The following is a 16,427-nucleotide window of genomic DNA, read 5'->3' on the forward strand; positions in this document are numbered from 1 at the left end:
CTTGAAGGAAAAAAACAATGCAAAATCACGGCATCAAAAAAGTGGTTCTCGCCTACTCCGGCGGACTGGATACCTCAGCGATTATTCCCTGGCTGAAAGAAACCTATGAAGGGTGCGAAGTGGTCGCCTGCGTGGTGGATATCGGCCAGGATCGTGACGATCTGCAGGGCGTAGAGCAGAAAGCGCTGCGTTCAGGCGCCATTGAGTGTCATGTGGTGGATCTGCGTGAAGAGTTCATCCGTGATTATGTCTATCCGGTGCTGCAGACTGGCGCGCTGTATGAAGAGACCTATTTACTGGGGACTTCCATGGCGCGTCCGCTGATTGCGAAAGCGCTGGTCGATGTGGCGAAAAAAGTGGGCGCGGATGCGCTGTGCCATGGTGCTACCGGTAAAGGTAACGATCAGGTGCGTTTTGAGTCCGCCTGGGCGGCTCTGGCGCCGGAACTGAAAGTTATCGCCCCGTGGCGTGAGTGGAACCTGCGTTCCCGTGAAGCGCTGCTGGCTTACCTGAAAGAGCGTGATATTCCAACCACAGCCACGCTTGAGAAAATCTACAGCCGTGATGAGAACGCCTGGCACATCTCCACCGAAGGTGGCGTGCTGGAAAGCCCGTGGAACGCGCCGAATAAAGACTGTTGGGTCTGGACGGTGGATCCGCTGGAAGCCCCGGATAAACCGGAGCTGGTGACCATCAGCGTGGAAAAAGGCAAAGTTGTTGCCGTTAATGGTGAAGCGCTGAGCCCCTTCCAGTGCCTTGAGAAACTGAATGCCCTGGGTGCGAAACACGGCGTGGGCCGGGTAGACATCGTGGAAAACCGTCTGGTGGGTATCAAGTCCCGCGGCTGCTATGAAACTCCCGGGGGCACCATCATGATGGCGGCGCTGCGTGGCGTTGAGCAATTGGTTCTGGATCGCGACAGCTACAAGTGGCGTCAGCAGGTAGGTCTGGAAATGTCCTACGTGGTGTATGACGGACGCTGGTTCGCACCGCTGCGTCAGTCCCTGCAGGCCGCTGCGGAATCTCTGGCGGAAGAGGTGAACGGCGAAGTGGTACTGCAGCTTTACAAAGGTCAGGTGACTGCGCTGCAGAAACGTTCGCCGAACAGCCTGTACAGCGAAGAGTTCGCCACCTTTGGCGAAGACGAAGTCTACGACCACAGCCACGCTGGCGGCTTTATCCGCTTGTTCTCGCTCTCTTCAAGGATCCGTGCGCTGAACGAAAAGAAACAGCAGGGCTGATAACCCTGAGGCACCGGGCGGATTTTTCCCCGGTGCCTGTATAACAACGACTGATGGCAACAGACAGATAAGATACGGAGTATAACTATGGCACTTTGGGGCGGGCGTTTTTCTCAGGCGGCGGACCAGCGGTTCAAACAGTTTAATGATTCTCTGCGCTTCGATTACCGTCTGGCAGAGCAGGACATTGTCGGCTCCGTCGCCTGGTCCAAAGCGCTGGTGACGGTGGGGGTTCTGACCGGGGAAGAGCAACAACAGCTCGAAGCGGCGCTGAATACCCTGCTCAAAGAGGTTCAGGCCGACCCGCAGCAGATTCTGACCAGCGATGCCGAAGATATTCATAGCTGGGTGGAAGGGAAACTGATCGACAAAGTCGGGCAGTTGGGTAAAAAGCTGCACACCGGGCGTAGCCGTAATGATCAGGTCGCCACCGATCTGAAACTGTGGTGCAAGGCTCAGGTAGCGGCACTGCTGGAAGCGAATCGTGAATTCCAGAAGGCGCTGGTCGCCACTGCCCGGGACAATCAGGATGCGGTGATGCCGGGTTATACCCACCTGCAGCGCGCCCAACCGGTGACTTTCGCTCACTGGTGCCTGGCCTATGTTGAGATGCTGGCCCGTGATGAAAGCCGACTGGAAGATGCCCTGAAGCGGCTGGATGTCAGCCCGCTGGGCAGCGGGGCGCTGGCGGGCACCGCCTATGAGATCGATCGTGAACAACTGGCGGGCTGGCTGGGTTTTGCCTCTGCCACCCGTAACAGTCTGGACAGCGTATCCGATCGCGATCATGTGCTGGAACTGCTCTCTGCGGCGGCTATCGGCATGGTGCATCTGTCGCGCTATGCCGAAGACCTGATCTTCTTTAACTCCGGCGAAGCGGGCTTTATCGAACTTTCCGATCGTGTGACTTCGGGCTCTTCGCTGATGCCGCAGAAGAAGAACCCTGATGCACTGGAACTGCTGCGCGGTAAGTGCGGCCGGGTTCAGGGAGCCCTGACCGGCATGATGATGACCCTGAAAGGGCTACCGCTGGCCTACAACAAAGATATGCAGGAAGACAAAGAAGGGTTGTTCGACGCGCTCGATACCTGGCTGGATAGCCTGCATATGGCGACGCTGGTGCTGGACGGCATTCAGGTGAAGCGCCCACGCTGCCAGGAGGCCGCCCAGCAGGGGTATGCCAATGCCACCGAGCTGGCGGACTATCTGGTCGCTAAAGGCGTTCCGTTCCGTGAAGCGCACCATATCGTGGGTGAAGCGGTGGTCGAAGCTATCCGTCAAAGCAAGTCTCTGGAAGATCTGGCCCTGGCTGACCTTCAGAAATTCAGCGCCACGATTGATGAGGATGTTTATGAGATTCTGAGTCTGCAATCCTGCCTGGATAAGCGTGCCGCGAAAGGGGGGGTATCGCCCCAGCAGGTCGCTCTGGCGCTGGAAGCTGCGGACAAGCGCCTTGGTTAGTCACCTCTGATGCCATCACAGACCCGGCTATCGCGTCGGGTTTTTTATGCAAAAAAAAGCGGACGTGGCGTCCGCTAAAAAACTTCAAAGTTCACGTTGGCTGTGATGCCTGGATTCAGGGGGGATAAGCCCTGAAGACCAGGCGCTGTCATCAGACAGGTCAGAGAGGGTTCTCTACAGAGGGAAATTCCGGAAGTGCGGAAAGTCTCCCTTTGTTGGATATGATTATTCACCAGAATACTTGATAGGGGTAATCGTTGGTTGCTATGCTATCTATCGCCATGGACTATCATGGTGGCGGAGGATGAATAATGAATATTCGTGATCTTGAATACCTGGTGGCGTTGGCTGAGCATCGCCATTTTCGTCGTGCGGCAGATTCCTGCCACGTTAGCCAACCGACCCTCAGCGGGCAGATTCGCAAGCTGGAGGATGAACTGGGCGTTATGCTGCTGGAACGAACCAGCCGTAAGGTGCTCTTCACTCAGGCCGGCCTGCTGCTGGTGGATCAGGCGCGTACGGTGCTGCGTGAAGTTAAGGTGCTGCGCGAAATGGCGAGCCAGCAGGGCGAGACCATGTCCGGCCCGCTGCATATCGGGCTGATCCCCACGGTCGGGCCTTACCTGTTGCCGCATATTGTGCCGCAGTTGCATCAGGAATTTCCTAAGCTGGAGATGTACCTGCACGAAGCTCAGACCCATCAGTTGCTGGCCCAGCTCGACAGCGGTAAGCTCGACTGTGCGATTCTGGCGCTGGTAAAAGAGAGTGAGTCCTTTATTGAGGTGCCGCTGTTCGATGAGCCGATGCTGCTGGCGGTGTACGAGGATCACCCGTGGGTGGGACGCGATCGGGTGCCGATGTCCGACCTGTCCGGCGAGAAACTGCTAATGCTGGAAGACGGCCACTGCCTGCGCGATCAGGCCATGGGTTTTTGCTTTGAAGCGGGCGCCGATGAAGACACTCATTTTCGTGCTACCAGCCTGGAGACGCTGCGCAATATGGTGGCTGCGGGGAGCGGTATTACGCTGTTGCCGGCGCTGGCAGTGCCTCAGGAGCGTAAGCGTGATGGTGTGGTTTATCTGCCGTGCTACAAACCTGAGCCCAAACGCACTATAGGTCTGGTGTATCGTCCGGGCTCACCGCTGCGCAGCCGCTATGAGCAACTGGCTGAGGCCATCCGTACTCAGATGGATGGCCACTTCGACAACGCCTTAAAAAAGGCGGTTTAAGCCGTTCAGCGCCGCTACCCGATAGGCTTCCGCCATGGTCGGGTAGTTGAAGGTGGTGTTAACGAAGTACTCGATGTTGTTACCGCCACCTTTCTGCTCCATGATCGCCTGGCCGATGTGGATAATCTCGGCTGCCCGCTCGCCAAAGCAGTGGATGCCCAGGATCTCTTTGGTTTCACGATGGAACAGGATCTTGAGTGTGCCCACGTTCATACCGACGATCTGCGCCCGCGCCAGGTGTTTAAACTGGGCGCGACCCACCTCGTATGGCACTTTCATTGCCGTAAGCTGCTGTTCGGTTTTGCCGACGGAGCTGATTTCCGGAATGGTGTAGATTCCGGTCGGGATATCATCCACCAGATGGGCAGCCGCTTCACCCTTTGCCATCGCCTGAGCAGCGATACGTCCCTGATCGTAGGCGGCGGAAGCCAGGCTTGGGTAGCCGATCACGTCGCCCACGGCCCAGATGTGCGGCAGCGCTGTCTGATACATACTGTTGACCTTCAGCTGGCCACGGCTGTCCGCCTTCAGCCCAATCGTATCCAGATCCAGGCTGTCCGTATTACCGGTACGGCCGTTGGCATACAGCAGGCAGTCGGCCTTCACTTTCTTACCAGATTTCAGATGGACGATGACCCCATCCTCAACTCCTTCGATCTGCTCATACTCTTCGTGGTGGCGAATGACCACGCCGCTGTTCCAGAAGTGGTATGAGAGCGAATCGGACATCTCCTGATCCAGGAAGGCCAGTAGGCGATCGCGGGTGTTGATAAGGTCAACTTTGACGCTCATTCCCCGGAAGATAGACGCATATTCACAGCCAATAACCCCGGCGCCGTAGATAATAACGTGGCGCGGTTCATGATGCAGGCTGAGAATGGAGTCGCTGTCGTAAATACGCGGGTGGTTAAAATCGACGTCCGTCGGACGGTAGGGGCGTGAACCGCAGGCGATAACAAATTTCTCGGCGGTAATGGTTTCCACGCTGCCGTCCGGGCACTCCAGCGCAATGGTGTGCTCATCGGTAAAGCGGGCATTGCCCTGCAGGATCTCGCAGTGGTTACGCTCGTAAAAGCCCTGACGCAGGTTGGTCTGCTGACTGATAACGCTTTCGGTGTGGCGAAGAATGTCGGCAAAAGAGGAACGGAGGAGTCGGGTGTGGTCGCTGTAAAGAGGGTTCTGGTTAAATTCGATAATCCGGCTAACGGCCTGACGCAGTGCTTTAGAGGGGATGGTGCCCCAGTGGGTACAGCCGCCGCCGACGTTATGATAGCGCTCTATGACGGCGACTCGGGCTCCCTGTTTCACCAGCCCCATCGCGGCGCCTTCGCCGCCCGGGCCGGAACCTATTACTATTGCGTCATAATCCCAGGAATGTGGCATGGTAAGATTCACCTGTTCTTATACATAAAATCAACAGAATGGTAACATCAACGGGTAAATGCCCCAATTCTAATTGTGCGTTTTCCTGTCTTACCTGATGTTGCTCGCGTAAACAATCATTCACAATCCTTTATAGACCGGGTAGTTTTAAACTCTGATATAGTGCCCGTAATAAGTTGGAAGGATTCAGGCATCGTGATGGGTGTAAGAGCGCAACAGAAAGAGAGAACCCGGCGTTCATTGATTGAGGCCGCGTTCAGCCAGTTAAGTGCCGAGCGGAGTTTTGCCAGCCTCAGTCTGCGTGAGGTTGCCCGTGAGGCCGGAATCGCGCCTACCTCTTTTTACCGGCATTTTCGTGACGTGGATGAACTGGGGCTAACCATGGTGGACGAAAGCGGTCTGATGCTGCGTCAACTGATGCGCCAGGCGCGCCAGCGTATCGCCAAAGGGGGGAGCGTTATCCGGACGTCGGTTGCCACCTTTATGGAATTTATTGGTAATAATCCCAATGCCTTTCGGCTGCTGCTACGTGAACGTTCCGGCACCTCGGCGGCATTTCGTGCCGCCGTCGCCCGTGAAATTCAGCATTTTATTGCAGAACTGGCCGACTATCTGGAGCTGGAGAATCGTATGCCGCGCAGCTTCACGGAAGCCCAGGCGGAAGCGATGGTCACTATTGTCTTTAACGCTGGTGCGGAGGCACTGGACGTCGACGCAGAGCAGCGCCTTCAGCTCGAAGAGCGACTGGTGCTGCAACTGCGTATGATCTCAAAAGGAGCTTATTACTGGTATCGCCGTGAGCAAGAAAAAACGGTGATTGCTGCACAACATGCTTTACAAGTGAAGGAAGAGTGATGAAAGAGTCGATTCAGGAAAAAGGCACGCTGCTGCTGGCGCTGGTGGCCGGGCTGTCGATTAACGGCACCTGCTCCGCCCTGTTCAGCTCCGTGGTGCCCTTTTCAATTTTCCCTATCCTGACGCTGGGGCTGACGGTTTACTGCCTGCATCAGCGCTACCAGAATCGTACTATGCCAGTGGGGTTGCCCGGCATTGCCGCCGCCTGTTTTGTGCTGGGGGTGTTGATATACAGTTCGGTAGTGCGTGCGGAATATCCCGATTTGGGCTCCAACTTCCTACCTTCAGTACTGTCGGTGATCCTGCTGTTCTGGATTGGCTATAAGCTTCGTCTGCGCCAGCAATTGCATTAAGTCATGCGCCTGGCGTAAATAAAAAAGCCGCATTATGCGGCTTTTTTATTAGCGACGGGTCAGCAGCACGCCGCACTCCATATGGTGGGTATAAGGGAACTGATCGAACAGGGCCAGCCGTTCAACCTGATGCGTCTGCGACAGCGTTTCCAGATTTTTGCACAGGGTTTCCGGATTACATGAGATATAGAGAATGCGTGGATAGCCCTGCACCATTTTCTCCGTTTCCGGATCCAGACCACTGCGTGGTGGATCGACAAAAATCGTCTCGCACTGGTAACTCTGTAAATCGATGCCTTTCAGACGATTAAAGGCGCGGACGCCGGTCATCGCCTGGGTGAATTCTTCTGCAGACATACGGATAATCTGCACGTTATCGATATGGTTGGCGGCGATATTGTACTGTGCCGCGGCAACCGACGGCTTGGCTATTTCGGTGGCCAGCACACGGCGGAAATTACGAGCCAGCGCCAGGGAAAAGTTACCGTTACCGCAGTATAGCTCCAGCAGATCGCCACGTGACCCTTCGGTGACCTCCAGCGCCCACTCCAGCATCTGAATATTCATCGCCGCGTTCGGCTGAGTAAAGCTGTTTTCCACCTGGCGGGAGATCATCTCCCGGCCACCTACCGGCATCCGCTCATCGACATAATCCTGGTCCAGAGCGATCTTGGTTTTGGTGGCCCGACCGATCAGATGCAGGTTAAAGCCGCGGGCGCGCAGCGCGTCGCGCAGGGCGATGGCCTGCTGCTTCCACTCATCATCCAGCGGGCGGTGATAGAGCAGGGAAACCACCGCCTGATTGCTCAGGGTGGTCAGATAATCCACCTGGAACAGCTTTCTGCGCAGGACCGGATTGTCACGCACGCCGTTCAGGATTTCCGGCATCAACTGGTTGATCAGATCGCTGGCGGCCGGGAAGCTATCAACCCGGATCCGCTGGCGGGTCTGCCTTTCGAAGATGATGTGGTAGAGATCGTCTCCGTCATGCCAGATGCGGAACTCCGCACGCATACGGTAGTGGCTAAGGGGCGAACGGAACACCTCCGGCACCAGTGTACAAAATGGGGCCATCATACTTTGCAGACGTACCACCTTTTCGGCCAGCTGCACGTCGTACTGATCGGTAGGGAGATGTTCGGGCGTCATGGTTCGCTCCAGTTGGGTCAAAATCACGCGGGGGATTGTAGGGGATAGCCACATGATGTCCAGCGTTGTTATGGAAGTCTGGACATCTATATGTCACGACGGTAGCATGCGCAGGCCGGCCTCTCCCGAGTTAAAAGGGAATCCAGTGTGAATCTGGAGCTGACGCGCAGCGGTATAGAATGGCGGGATGAACGCATCAAGCAAACACTGCTTTCACTGAAAGTGGGAAGTCCTCATCCAGATACGCCACCAAGCCCGAAGACCTGCCGGTAACACGTCGCCTCCGGCGCTATCATCGCGTTCTATCGATGGCGCCTGCGGCATCCTGATTTGGACCTGGATGCTTAATTTACAATGATGATAAGAAAAATATCGCTGTTAACGGTGTTACCCGTCACGGCTTTTTCCGTCTGCGCGCAGGGTAATACCGACGATACACTGGTGGTTAGCGCCAGTCGTTTCCCTCAACCTGTTTCTTCAGTGCTGGCCCCTACCTCGGTGGTCACCCGGGAAGATATCAACAGATGGCAGGCGACAAGCGTTGCCGACATTCTGTCGCGTCTTCCCGGCGTGGATATCGCGCAAAACGGCGGCCTGGGGCAGATCAATTCGCTATTTATTCGCGGCACGGAAAGCCGTCATGTTCTTCTGTTGATTGATGGTATTCGCATGAACGGCGCTGGGATCAGCGGGAGTTCCGATCTCAGCCAGATCCCGCTATCGCTGATTCAGCGTATTGAATATATCCGCGGGCCGCGCTCTGCGGTTTATGGTTCCGACGCCATTGGCGGTGTGGTGAATATCATCACTGGTCGGGATAAACCGGGAACCACCCTGAGCGCGGGGATGGGGTCCCACGGCTATCAGAACTACGACGCCTCTACTCAGCAGCAGTTTGGAGCGACCAGGGTGACGTTTGCGGGTAACTACACCTATACCAAAGGGTTTGATGTCGTAGCTAACCTTCCAGACAACTATGGCGATCCCCGACAACCCGACCACGACGGTTTTATGAGTAAGTCGCTGTATGGCGCCGTCGACCACCAGTTTAACGATCGGGTCTCCGGTTTTGTGCGTGGCTATGGCTATGACAACCGTACCGACTACGACGGCATGCTGGCTTATGACGACAATTATAATGTGGCCGGGCTGCCGGATACCCGTCAGCTCTACAGTCAGGGATGGGATGCCGGGTTGCGCTTTCGTGAAGGCGATTATGCGTCGCAGTTAGTGGCAGGTTACAGCCGCAGTAAGGACTATAACTACGATCCGCATAAAGGACGTTACGACGCCAGCGCGACGCTCGATGATACAAAACAGTACAACCTGCAATGGGGCAATACGCTGCAGGTCGGGCAGGGGACGGTTAGTGCCGGAGTGGACTGGCAGAAGCAGACCACTGAGCCGGGTACGGCATATCTCAGCCAGGGCCATGAAATGCGCAATACCGGCGTCTACGCGACGGCTCAGCAGCTTATTGGACCGGTGACGCTGGAAGGCGCTATTCGCGGTGACGATCACTCTGAGTTTGGCTGGCATACTACCTGGCAAACCAGCGCAGCCTGGGAGTTTATCGATGGATATCGATTGATTGGATCTTATGGAACCGCTTTTAAGGCGCCTAACCTGGGCCAGCTTTATAGCGACTTTTATGGCAATACCCGGTTGAATCCTGAAGAGAGCAAGCAGTGGGAAGCTGGCATTGAAGGGTTGACCGGGCCGGTAAGCTGGCGCGTTTCCGGGTATCGTAACGACATCGACAATCTGATCGATTCAGACCCGGTGACGTACCGTTACTACAACATTGGTAAGGCGAGGATCAAAGGGGTGGAAGCTACGGCCTCTTTCGATACCGGTCCGGTGAGTCACCAGATTGCTTACGACTACGTTGATCCGCGCAATGCCCGGACGGATGAAGTGTTGTTACGACGTGCAAAGCAGCAGGTGAAATACGAGCTTAGCGGCCAGGTTGAAACGCTGGGCTGGTCAGTGACCTATCGTTATCTGGGCGAGCGCTATGACCGGAACTATAATGCTACCGGCAATCAGCTGGTAAAAATGGGCGGTGTCAGTCTGTGGGATGTCGCACTGTCGTATCCGCTCACCTCTCAGTTAACCGTTCGTGGTAGAATAGCCAACCTGTTCGATAAAGATTACGAGACAGTATATGGTTACCACACTGCAGGACGAGAATACACCTTGTCTGGCAGCTACTCCTTCTGACATCAGGCCCACCGTACTGGTGTTCGATTCCGGTGTCGGTGGGCTTTCTGTTTACGATGAGCTCCGCAAACTTCTGCCTGACCTTCACTATATCTATGCTTTCGATAACGTCGCTTTTCCTTATGGAGAGAAAGAAGAGGCGTTTATCGTGCAGCGAGTGGTTGAGATTGTGACCGCCGTGCAGGCCCGTTACCCGTTATCGATGGCGGTTATTGCCTGTAACACCGCGAGCACGGTTTCCCTACCTGCGCTACGTGAGAAATTCCAGTTTCCTGTTGTTGGTGTTGTTCCCGCCATTAAGCCAGCGGCACGGCTGACCGCGAATGGGATTGTTGGTCTGCTGGCAACCAGGGCGACGGTACGTCGTCCTTATACCCTGGAGCTTATTTCGCGCTTTGCTAATGAGTGTCGTATCGAAATGATCGGATCCGCGGAGCTGGTCGAGTTGGCGGAAGCCAAATTGCATGGCGATGCGATTCCGCTGGAGGCACTGCGCAAAATTTTGCGCCCCTGGCTGCGTATGCCGGAACCGCCGGATACCGTTGTTCTGGGCTGTACTCACTTTCCGCTGTTGAAAGATGAACTGATGCAGATTCTGCCGTCCGGTACCCGGCTGGTGGATTCCGGGGCTGCGATTGCCAGGCGTACGGCGTGGTTACTTGAGCATGAATCTCCTCAGGTGGGCTCAGCCGGACAGAATAAAGCATTTTGTATGGCGCTGACGCCGGAAGCATTACGACTTACGCCGGTTTTACAACGTTATGGCTTTAACTCACTGGAAAAACTGACGATTTAAACGGCATTTGTGCAAAAAAGAGACGGTTAGGAATTTTTTTTAGGAATGGGTCTTGCCAGCACGAATTCAGGCCCTATAATGCGCCACCACTGACACGGAACAACGCCTTACGGCACACCGGGTCAGCGGGACGAAAGCGAAAATAAACGCTTGACTCTCAAGCGGGAAAGCGTAATATACGCAGCCCGCGCCGCTGACAAAACAGCGCGCACTGCTCTTTAACAATTTATCAGACAATCTGTGTGGGCACTCGAAAGCACTGATATCCTGAACGTCGAAAGACGCTAAATGAATATCAAGTCTCAAGAGTGAACACGTAATTCATTACGAAGTTTAATTCTTTGAGCATCAAACTTTAATTGAAGAGTTTGATCATGGCTCAGATTGAACGCTGGCGGCAGGCCTAACACATGCAAGTCGGGCGGTAACAGGGAGAAGCTTGCTTCTCTGCTGACGAGCGGCGGACGGGTGAGTAATGTCTGGGGATCTGCCTGATGGAGGGGGATAACCACTGGAAACGGTGGCTAATACCGCATAATCTCGAAAGAGCAAAGTGGGGGACCTTCGGGCCTCACGCCATCAGATGAACCCAGATGGGATTAGCTAGCAGGTAGGGTAATGGCCTACCTGGGCGACGATCCCTAGCTGGTCTGAGAGGATGACCAGCCACACTGGAACTGAGACACGGTCCAGACTCCTACGGGAGGCAGCAGTGGGGAATATTGCACAATGGGCGCAAGCCTGATGCAGCCATGCCGCGTGTATGAAGAAGGCCTTCGGGTTGTAAAGTACTTTCAGTCAGGAGGAAGGGTGTGAGCTTAATACGCTCATGCATTGACGTTACTGACAGAAGAAGCACCGGCTAACTCCGTGCCAGCAGCCGCGGTAATACGGAGGGTGCAAGCGTTAATCGGAATTACTGGGCGTAAAGCGCACGCAGGCGGTTGGTTAAGTCAGATGTGAAATCCCCGGGCTCAACCCGGGAACTGCATTTGAAACTGGCCAGCTGGAGTCTCGTAGAGGGAGGTAGAATTCCAGGTGTAGCGGTGAAATGCGTAGAGATCTGGAGGAATACCGGTGGCGAAGGCGGCCTCCTGGACGAAGACTGACGCTCAGGTGCGAAAGCGTGGGGAGCAAACAGGATTAGATACCCTGGTAGTCCACGCCGTAAACGATGTCGACTTGGAGGCTGTGAGCTTGACTCGTGGCTTCCGGAGCTAACGCGTTAAGTCGACCGCCTGGGGAGTACGGCCGCAAGGTTAAAACTCAAATGAATTGACGGGGGCCCGCACAAGCGGTGGAGCATGTGGTTTAATTCGATGCAACGCGAAGAACCTTACCTGGTCTTGACATCCACGGAAGGTCTCAGAGATGAGACTGTGCCTTCGGGAGCCGTGAGACAGGTGCTGCATGGCTGTCGTCAGCTCGTGTTGTGAAATGTTGGGTTAAGTCCCGCAACGAGCGCAACCCTTATCCTTTGTTGCCAGCGATTCGGTCGGGAACTCAAAGGAGACTGCCGGTGATAAACCGGAGGAAGGTGGGGATGACGTCAAGTCATCATGGCCCTTACGACCAGGGCTACACACGTGCTACAATGGCGCATACAAAGAGAAGCGACCTCGCGAGAGCAAGCGGACCTCATAAAGTGCGTCGTAGTCCGGATTGGAGTCTGCAACTCGACTCCATGAAGTCGGAATCGCTAGTAATCGTGAATCAGAATGTCACGGTGAATACGTTCCCGGGCCTTGTACACACCGCCCGTCACACCATGGGAGTGGGTTGCAAAAGAAGTAGGTAGCTTAACCTTCGGGAGGGCGCTTACCACTTTGTGATTCATGACTGGGGTGAAGTCGTAACAAGGTAACCGTAGGGGAACCTGCGGTTGGATCACCTCCTTACCTTTGGATACAGGTTTCGCAGTGTCCACACAGATTGTCTGATGAAAGTAAAGAAGCAAGACGGCTACGAAGTCGTGACACTTTTCGTGTCCCCTTCGTCTAGCGGTTAGGACTCCGCCCTTTCACGGCGGCAACAGGGGTTCGAATCCCCTAGGGGACGCCACTTGCTCGGTGACAGGTGAAAGATGTTACCCCCGATATCTCAAAACTGGCTCAGTGAGTCACGTTTGAGATATTTGCTCTTTAACAATCCGGAACAAGCTGAAAATTGATAATCCATAAACGGGACAACCGTTTAATGGGTCTCTCAAGCTTACAACACGAAGACATCTTCGGGTTGTGAGGTTAAGCGAATAAGCGTACACGGTGGATGCCCTGGCAGTCAGAGGCGATGAAGGACGTGCTAATCTGCGAAAAGCGTCGGTAAGCTGATATGAGGCGTTATAACCGACGATGTCCGAATGGGGAAACCCAGTGTGATTCGTCACACTATCATTAACTGAATCCATAGGTTAATGAGGCGAACCGGGAGAACTGAAACATCTAAGTACCCCGAGGAAAAGAAATCAACCGAGATTCCCTGAGTAGCGGCGAGCGAACGGGGAAGAGCCCAGAGTCTGAATCAGCGTGTGTATTAGTGGAACGGTCTGGAAAGTCCGGCGATACAGGGTGACAGCCCCGTACACGAAAATGCACATGCTGTGAGCTCGATGAGTAGGGCGGGACACGTGTTATCCTGTCTGAATATGGGGGGACCATCCTCCAAGGCTAAATACTCCTGACTGACCGATAGTGAACCAGTACCGTGAGGGAAAGGCGAAAAGAACCCCGGCGAGGGGAGTGAAACAGAACCTGAAACCGTGTACGTACAAGCAGTGGGAGCACTCTTTATGGGTGTGACTGCGTACCTTTTGTATAATGGGTCAGCGACTTATATTCTGTAGCAAGGTTAACCGAATAGGGGAGCCGAAGGGAAACCGAGTCTTAACCGGGCGTTAAGTTGCAGGGTATAGACCCGAAACCCGGTGATCTAGCCATGGGCAGGTTGAAGGTTGGGTAACACTAACTGGAGGACCGAACCGACTAATGTTGAAAAATTAGCGGATGACCTGTGGCTGGGGGTGAAAGGCCAATCAAACCGGGAGATAGCTGGTTCTCCCCGAAAGCTATTTAGGTAGCGCCTCGTGAATTCATCTCCGGGGGTAGAGCACTGTTTCGGCTAGGGGGCCATCCCGGCTTACCAACCCGATGCAAACTACGAATACCGGAGAATGTTATCACGGGAGACACACGGCGGGTGCTAACGTCCGTCGTGAAGAGGGAAACAACCCAGACCGCCAGCTAAGGTCCCAAAGTCATGGTTAAGTGGGAAACGATGTGGGAAGGCCCAGACAGCCAGGATGTTGGCTTAGAAGCAGCCATCATTTAAAGAAAGCGTAATAGCTCACTGGTCGAGTCGGCCTGCGCGGAAGATGTAACGGGGCTAAACCATGCACCGAAGCTGCGGCAGCGACACTCATGTGTTGTTGGGTAGGGGAGCGTTCTGTAAGCCGTTGAAGGTGTACTGTGAGGTATGCTGGAGGTATCAGAAGTGCGAATGCTGACATGAGTAACGATAAAGCGGGTGAAAAGCCCGCTCGCCGGAAGACCAAGGGTTCCTGTCCAACGTTAATCGGGGCAGGGTGAGTCGACCCCTAAGGCGAGGCCGAAAGGCGTAGTCGATGGGAAACGGGTTAATATTCCCGTACTCGGTGTTACTGCGATGGGGGAACGGAGAAGGCTATGTCATCCGGGCGACGGTCGTCCCGGTTTAAGCGTGTAGGCTGACTTTCCAGGCAAATCCGGAAAGTTAAGGCTGAGGCGTGATGACGAGGCACTACGGTGCTGAAGTGACAAATGCCCTGCTTCCAGGAAAAGCCTCTAAGCTTCAGGTAACAACGAATCGTACCCGAAACCGACACAGGTGGTCAGGTAGAGAATACCAAGGCGCTTGAGAGAACCCGGGTGAAGGAACTAGGCAAAATGGTGCCGTAACTTCGGGAGAAGGCACGCTGACATGTAGGTGAAGCCCCTGCGGGTGGAGCTGAAGTCAGTCGAAGATACCAGCTGGCTGCAACTGTTTATTAAAAACACAGCACTCTGCAAACACGAAAGTGGACGTATAGGGTGTGACGCCTGCCCGGTGCCGGAAGGTTAATTGATGGGGTTATGGGTAACCAGAAGCTCCTGATCGAAGCCCCGGTAAACGGCGGCCGTAACTATAACGGTCCTAAGGTAGCGAAATTCCTTGTCGGGTAAGTTCCGACCTGCACGAATGGCGTAATGATGGCCAGGCTGTCTCCACCCGGGACTCAGTGAAATTGAACTCGCTGTGAAGATGCAGTGTACCCGCGGCAAGACGGAAAGACCCCGTGAACCTTTACTATAGCTTGACACTGAACATTGAGCCTTGATGTGTAGGATAGGTGGGAGGCTTTGAAGCGTGGACGCAAGTACACGTGGAGCCAACCTTGAAATACCACCCTTTAATGTTTGATGTTCTAACCTGGCGCCCTAATCGGGCGTGGGGACAGTGTCTGGTGGGTAGTTTGACTGGGGCGGTCTCCTCCCAAAGAGTAACGGAGGAGCACGAAGGTTGGCTAATCCTGGTCGGACATCAGGAGGTTAGTGCAATGGCATAAGCCAGCTTGACTGCGAGCGTGACGGCGCGAGCAGGTGCGAAAGCAGGTCATAGTGATCCGGTGGTTCTGAATGGAAGGGCCATCGCTCAACGGATAAAAGGTACTCCGGGGATAACAGGCTGATACCGCCCAAGAGTTCATATCGACGGCGGTGTTTGGCACCTCGATGTCGGCTCATCACATCCTGGGGCTGAAGTAGGTCCCAAGGGTATGGCTGTTCGCCATTTAAAGTGGTACGCGAGCTGGGTTTAGAACGTCGTGAGACAGTTCGGTCCCTATCTGCCGTGGGCGCTGGAAGACTGAGGGGGGCTGCTCCTAGTACGAGAGGACCGGAGTGGACGCACCACTGGTGTTCGGGTTGTGATGCCAATTGCATTGCCCGGTAGCTAAGTGCGGAAAAGATAAGTGCTGAAAGCATCTAAGCACGAAACTTGCCCCGAGATGAGTCTTCCCTGAGACTTTGAGTCTCCTGAAGGGACGTTGAAGACGACGACGTTGATAGGCCGGGTGTGTAAGCGCAGCGATGCGTTGAGCTAACCGGTACTAATGACCCGAGAGGCTTAACCTTACAACGCCAAAGATGTTTTGGTATGATGTTGAGAGACAGAATCAAATCAGCTTGTGACGGATAAACGCTTATGGCCGTGTGTGGCGGTAAGCGGAACAGAATTTGCCTGGCGGCGAGAGCGCGGTGGTCCCACCTGACCCCATGCCGAACTCAGAAGTGAAACGCCGTAGCGCCGATGGTAGTGTGGGGTCTCCCCATGCGAGAGTAGGGAACTGCCAGGCATCAAATTAAGAAGTACCGGGTGATATCCGGTGGCAGTATGGCCCGCCCCATGCGGGACCAGGGAACTGCCAGGCATCAAATTAGAAAGTACCGGGGTAATGCCCGGTGGCAGTAGAAAGTAGAAAAATTCGGTGGAGCGGTAGTTCAGTTGGTTAGAATACCTGCCTGTCACGCAGGGGGTCGCGGGTTCGAGTCCCGTCCGTTCCGCCACCCTATTTAGGGGCGTAGTTCAATTGGTAGAGCACCGGTCTCCAAAACCGGGTGTTGGGGGTTCGAGTCCCTCCGCCCCTGCCAGAATAATAATCCTTAGCTAACGCTAAGGATTTTTTTTTTGCTTTTTTCCTTCCGCCAGAAAGCGATCCTCAGAT

The 16,427-nt window shown here is 54.8% G+C and carries 9 protein-coding genes, 3 tRNA genes, 3 rRNA genes and 1 riboswitch; of the genes, 13 read left to right on the top strand and 2 right to left on the bottom strand.

Annotated elements, in window-relative coordinates:
- The first annotated feature begins 17 nt into the window (after positions 1-17).
- From FEM41_RS06410 to oxyR, 3 genes are all read left to right on the top strand, one after another.
- Positions 18-1,241 carry an argininosuccinate synthase gene (locus FEM41_RS06410; protein WP_138095201.1) on the top strand — a complete coding sequence of 408 codons (1,224 nt, stop codon included), beginning with the start codon at positions 18-20 and terminating at the stop codon, positions 1,239-1,241.
- An 87-nt stretch (positions 1,242-1,328) separates the two neighbouring features.
- Positions 1,329-2,702 (top strand): argininosuccinate lyase, encoded by a 1,374-nt coding sequence (gene argH, locus FEM41_RS06415; protein ID WP_138095202.1) that lies wholly within the window; start codon positions 1,329-1,331, stop codon positions 2,700-2,702.
- Positions 2,703-3,013: 311 nt separating this feature from the next.
- Positions 3,014-3,931, top strand: a complete 918-nt coding sequence (oxyR, locus tag FEM41_RS06420; RefSeq protein WP_138095203.1) for a DNA-binding transcriptional regulator OxyR — start codon at positions 3,014-3,016, stop codon at positions 3,929-3,931.
- Here oxyR and sthA read toward each other — a convergent pair.
- A complete protein-coding gene (sthA, locus tag FEM41_RS06425; protein ID WP_138095204.1) occupies positions 3,914-5,314 on the bottom strand; it encodes a Si-specific NAD(P)(+) transhydrogenase in 1,401 nt (466 codons plus the stop codon). The genes oxyR and sthA overlap by 18 nt on opposite strands.
- 198 nt (positions 5,315-5,512) lie before the next feature.
- Here sthA and fabR point away from each other — a divergent pair, with 198 nt between their 5' ends.
- On the top strand, positions 5,513-6,169 hold the full coding sequence (fabR, locus tag FEM41_RS06430; protein ID WP_138099128.1) for an HTH-type transcriptional repressor FabR: 657 nt from the start codon (positions 5,513-5,515) through the stop codon (positions 6,167-6,169).
- Complete coding sequence (locus tag FEM41_RS06435; protein WP_138095205.1) at positions 6,169-6,522, top strand: YijD family membrane protein; 354 nt, start codon at positions 6,169-6,171, stop codon at positions 6,520-6,522. Before fabR ends, FEM41_RS06435 begins: the two co-directional genes overlap by 1 nt.
- A gap of 48 nt (positions 6,523-6,570) precedes the next feature.
- Here the strand turns inward: FEM41_RS06435 and trmA are convergent, their stop codons facing one another.
- Positions 6,571-7,671 carry a tRNA (uridine(54)-C5)-methyltransferase TrmA gene (gene trmA / locus FEM41_RS06440; RefSeq protein ID WP_138095206.1) on the bottom strand — a complete coding sequence of 367 codons (1,101 nt, stop codon included), beginning with the start codon at positions 7,669-7,671 and terminating at the stop codon, positions 6,571-6,573.
- Between the two features lie 82 nt (positions 7,672-7,753).
- Positions 7,754-7,956: riboswitch (cobalamin riboswitch) on the top strand.
- 69 nt (positions 7,957-8,025) lie between these two features.
- On the opposite strand from trmA, the gene btuB reads away from it, so the two are divergent.
- From btuB to FEM41_RS06480, 8 genes are all read left to right on the top strand, one after another.
- The gene (btuB, locus tag FEM41_RS06445) at positions 8,026-9,894 is read left to right on the top strand and encodes a TonB-dependent vitamin B12 receptor BtuB (RefSeq protein WP_138095207.1); all 1,869 of its coding nucleotides are present in this window, start codon (positions 8,026-8,028) and stop codon (positions 9,892-9,894) included.
- Positions 9,839-10,690, top strand: coding sequence for a glutamate racemase (murI, locus tag FEM41_RS06450; RefSeq protein WP_138095208.1), 852 nt, complete (start codon positions 9,839-9,841; stop codon positions 10,688-10,690). The genes btuB and murI overlap by 56 nt, the downstream gene beginning before the upstream one ends.
- A gap of 356 nt (positions 10,691-11,046) precedes the next feature.
- Positions 11,047-12,588: ribosomal RNA gene (locus FEM41_RS06455) — 16S ribosomal RNA — on the top strand.
- An 88-nt stretch (positions 12,589-12,676) separates the two neighbouring features.
- A tRNA-Glu gene (locus FEM41_RS06460) sits at positions 12,677-12,751 on the top strand.
- Positions 12,752-12,931: 180 nt separating this feature from the next.
- A 23S ribosomal RNA gene (locus tag FEM41_RS06465) occupies positions 12,932-15,837 on the top strand.
- Between the two features lie 105 nt (positions 15,838-15,942).
- A 5S ribosomal RNA gene (gene rrf, locus FEM41_RS06470) occupies positions 15,943-16,058 on the top strand.
- Together the 16S, 23S and 5S rRNA genes with 3 tRNA genes alongside form the textbook arrangement of a ribosomal RNA operon.
- Positions 16,059-16,192: 134 nt before the next feature.
- Positions 16,193-16,269, top strand: a tRNA-Asp gene (locus FEM41_RS06475).
- 8 nt (positions 16,270-16,277) lie between these two features.
- Positions 16,278-16,353: transfer RNA gene (locus tag FEM41_RS06480), tRNA-Trp, on the top strand.
- Positions 16,354-16,427 lie beyond the last annotated feature (74 nt).

The sequence above is a fragment of the Jejubacter calystegiae genome (genome assembly GCF_005671395.1).
Taxonomy (GTDB): domain Bacteria; phylum Pseudomonadota; class Gammaproteobacteria; order Enterobacterales; family Enterobacteriaceae; genus Jejubacter; species Jejubacter calystegiae.

What these genes read in the sequence shown, in the direction of transcription:
- oxyR (WP_138095203.1), top strand. Translation starts at nt 3,014, where the DNA reads ATGAATATTCGTGATCTTGAATACCTGGTGGCGTTGGCTGAGCATCGC.
- trmA (WP_138095206.1), bottom strand. Translation starts at nt 7,671, where the DNA reads ATGACGCCCGAACATCTCCCTACCGATCAGTACGACGTGCAGCTGGCC.
- FEM41_RS06410 (WP_138095201.1), top strand. Translation starts at nt 18, where the DNA reads ATGCAAAATCACGGCATCAAAAAAGTGGTTCTCGCCTACTCCGGCGGA.
- sthA (WP_138095204.1), bottom strand. Translation starts at nt 5,314, where the DNA reads ATGCCACATTCCTGGGATTATGACGCAATAGTAATAGGTTCCGGCCCG.
- FEM41_RS06435 (WP_138095205.1), top strand. Translation starts at nt 6,169, where the DNA reads ATGAAAGAGTCGATTCAGGAAAAAGGCACGCTGCTGCTGGCGCTGGTG.
- murI (WP_138095208.1), top strand. Translation starts at nt 9,839, where the DNA reads ATGGTTACCACACTGCAGGACGAGAATACACCTTGTCTGGCAGCTACT.
- btuB (WP_138095207.1), top strand. Translation starts at nt 8,026, where the DNA reads ATGATGATAAGAAAAATATCGCTGTTAACGGTGTTACCCGTCACGGCT.
- argH (WP_138095202.1), top strand. Translation starts at nt 1,329, where the DNA reads ATGGCACTTTGGGGCGGGCGTTTTTCTCAGGCGGCGGACCAGCGGTTC.
- fabR (WP_138099128.1), top strand. Translation starts at nt 5,513, where the DNA reads ATGGGTGTAAGAGCGCAACAGAAAGAGAGAACCCGGCGTTCATTGATT.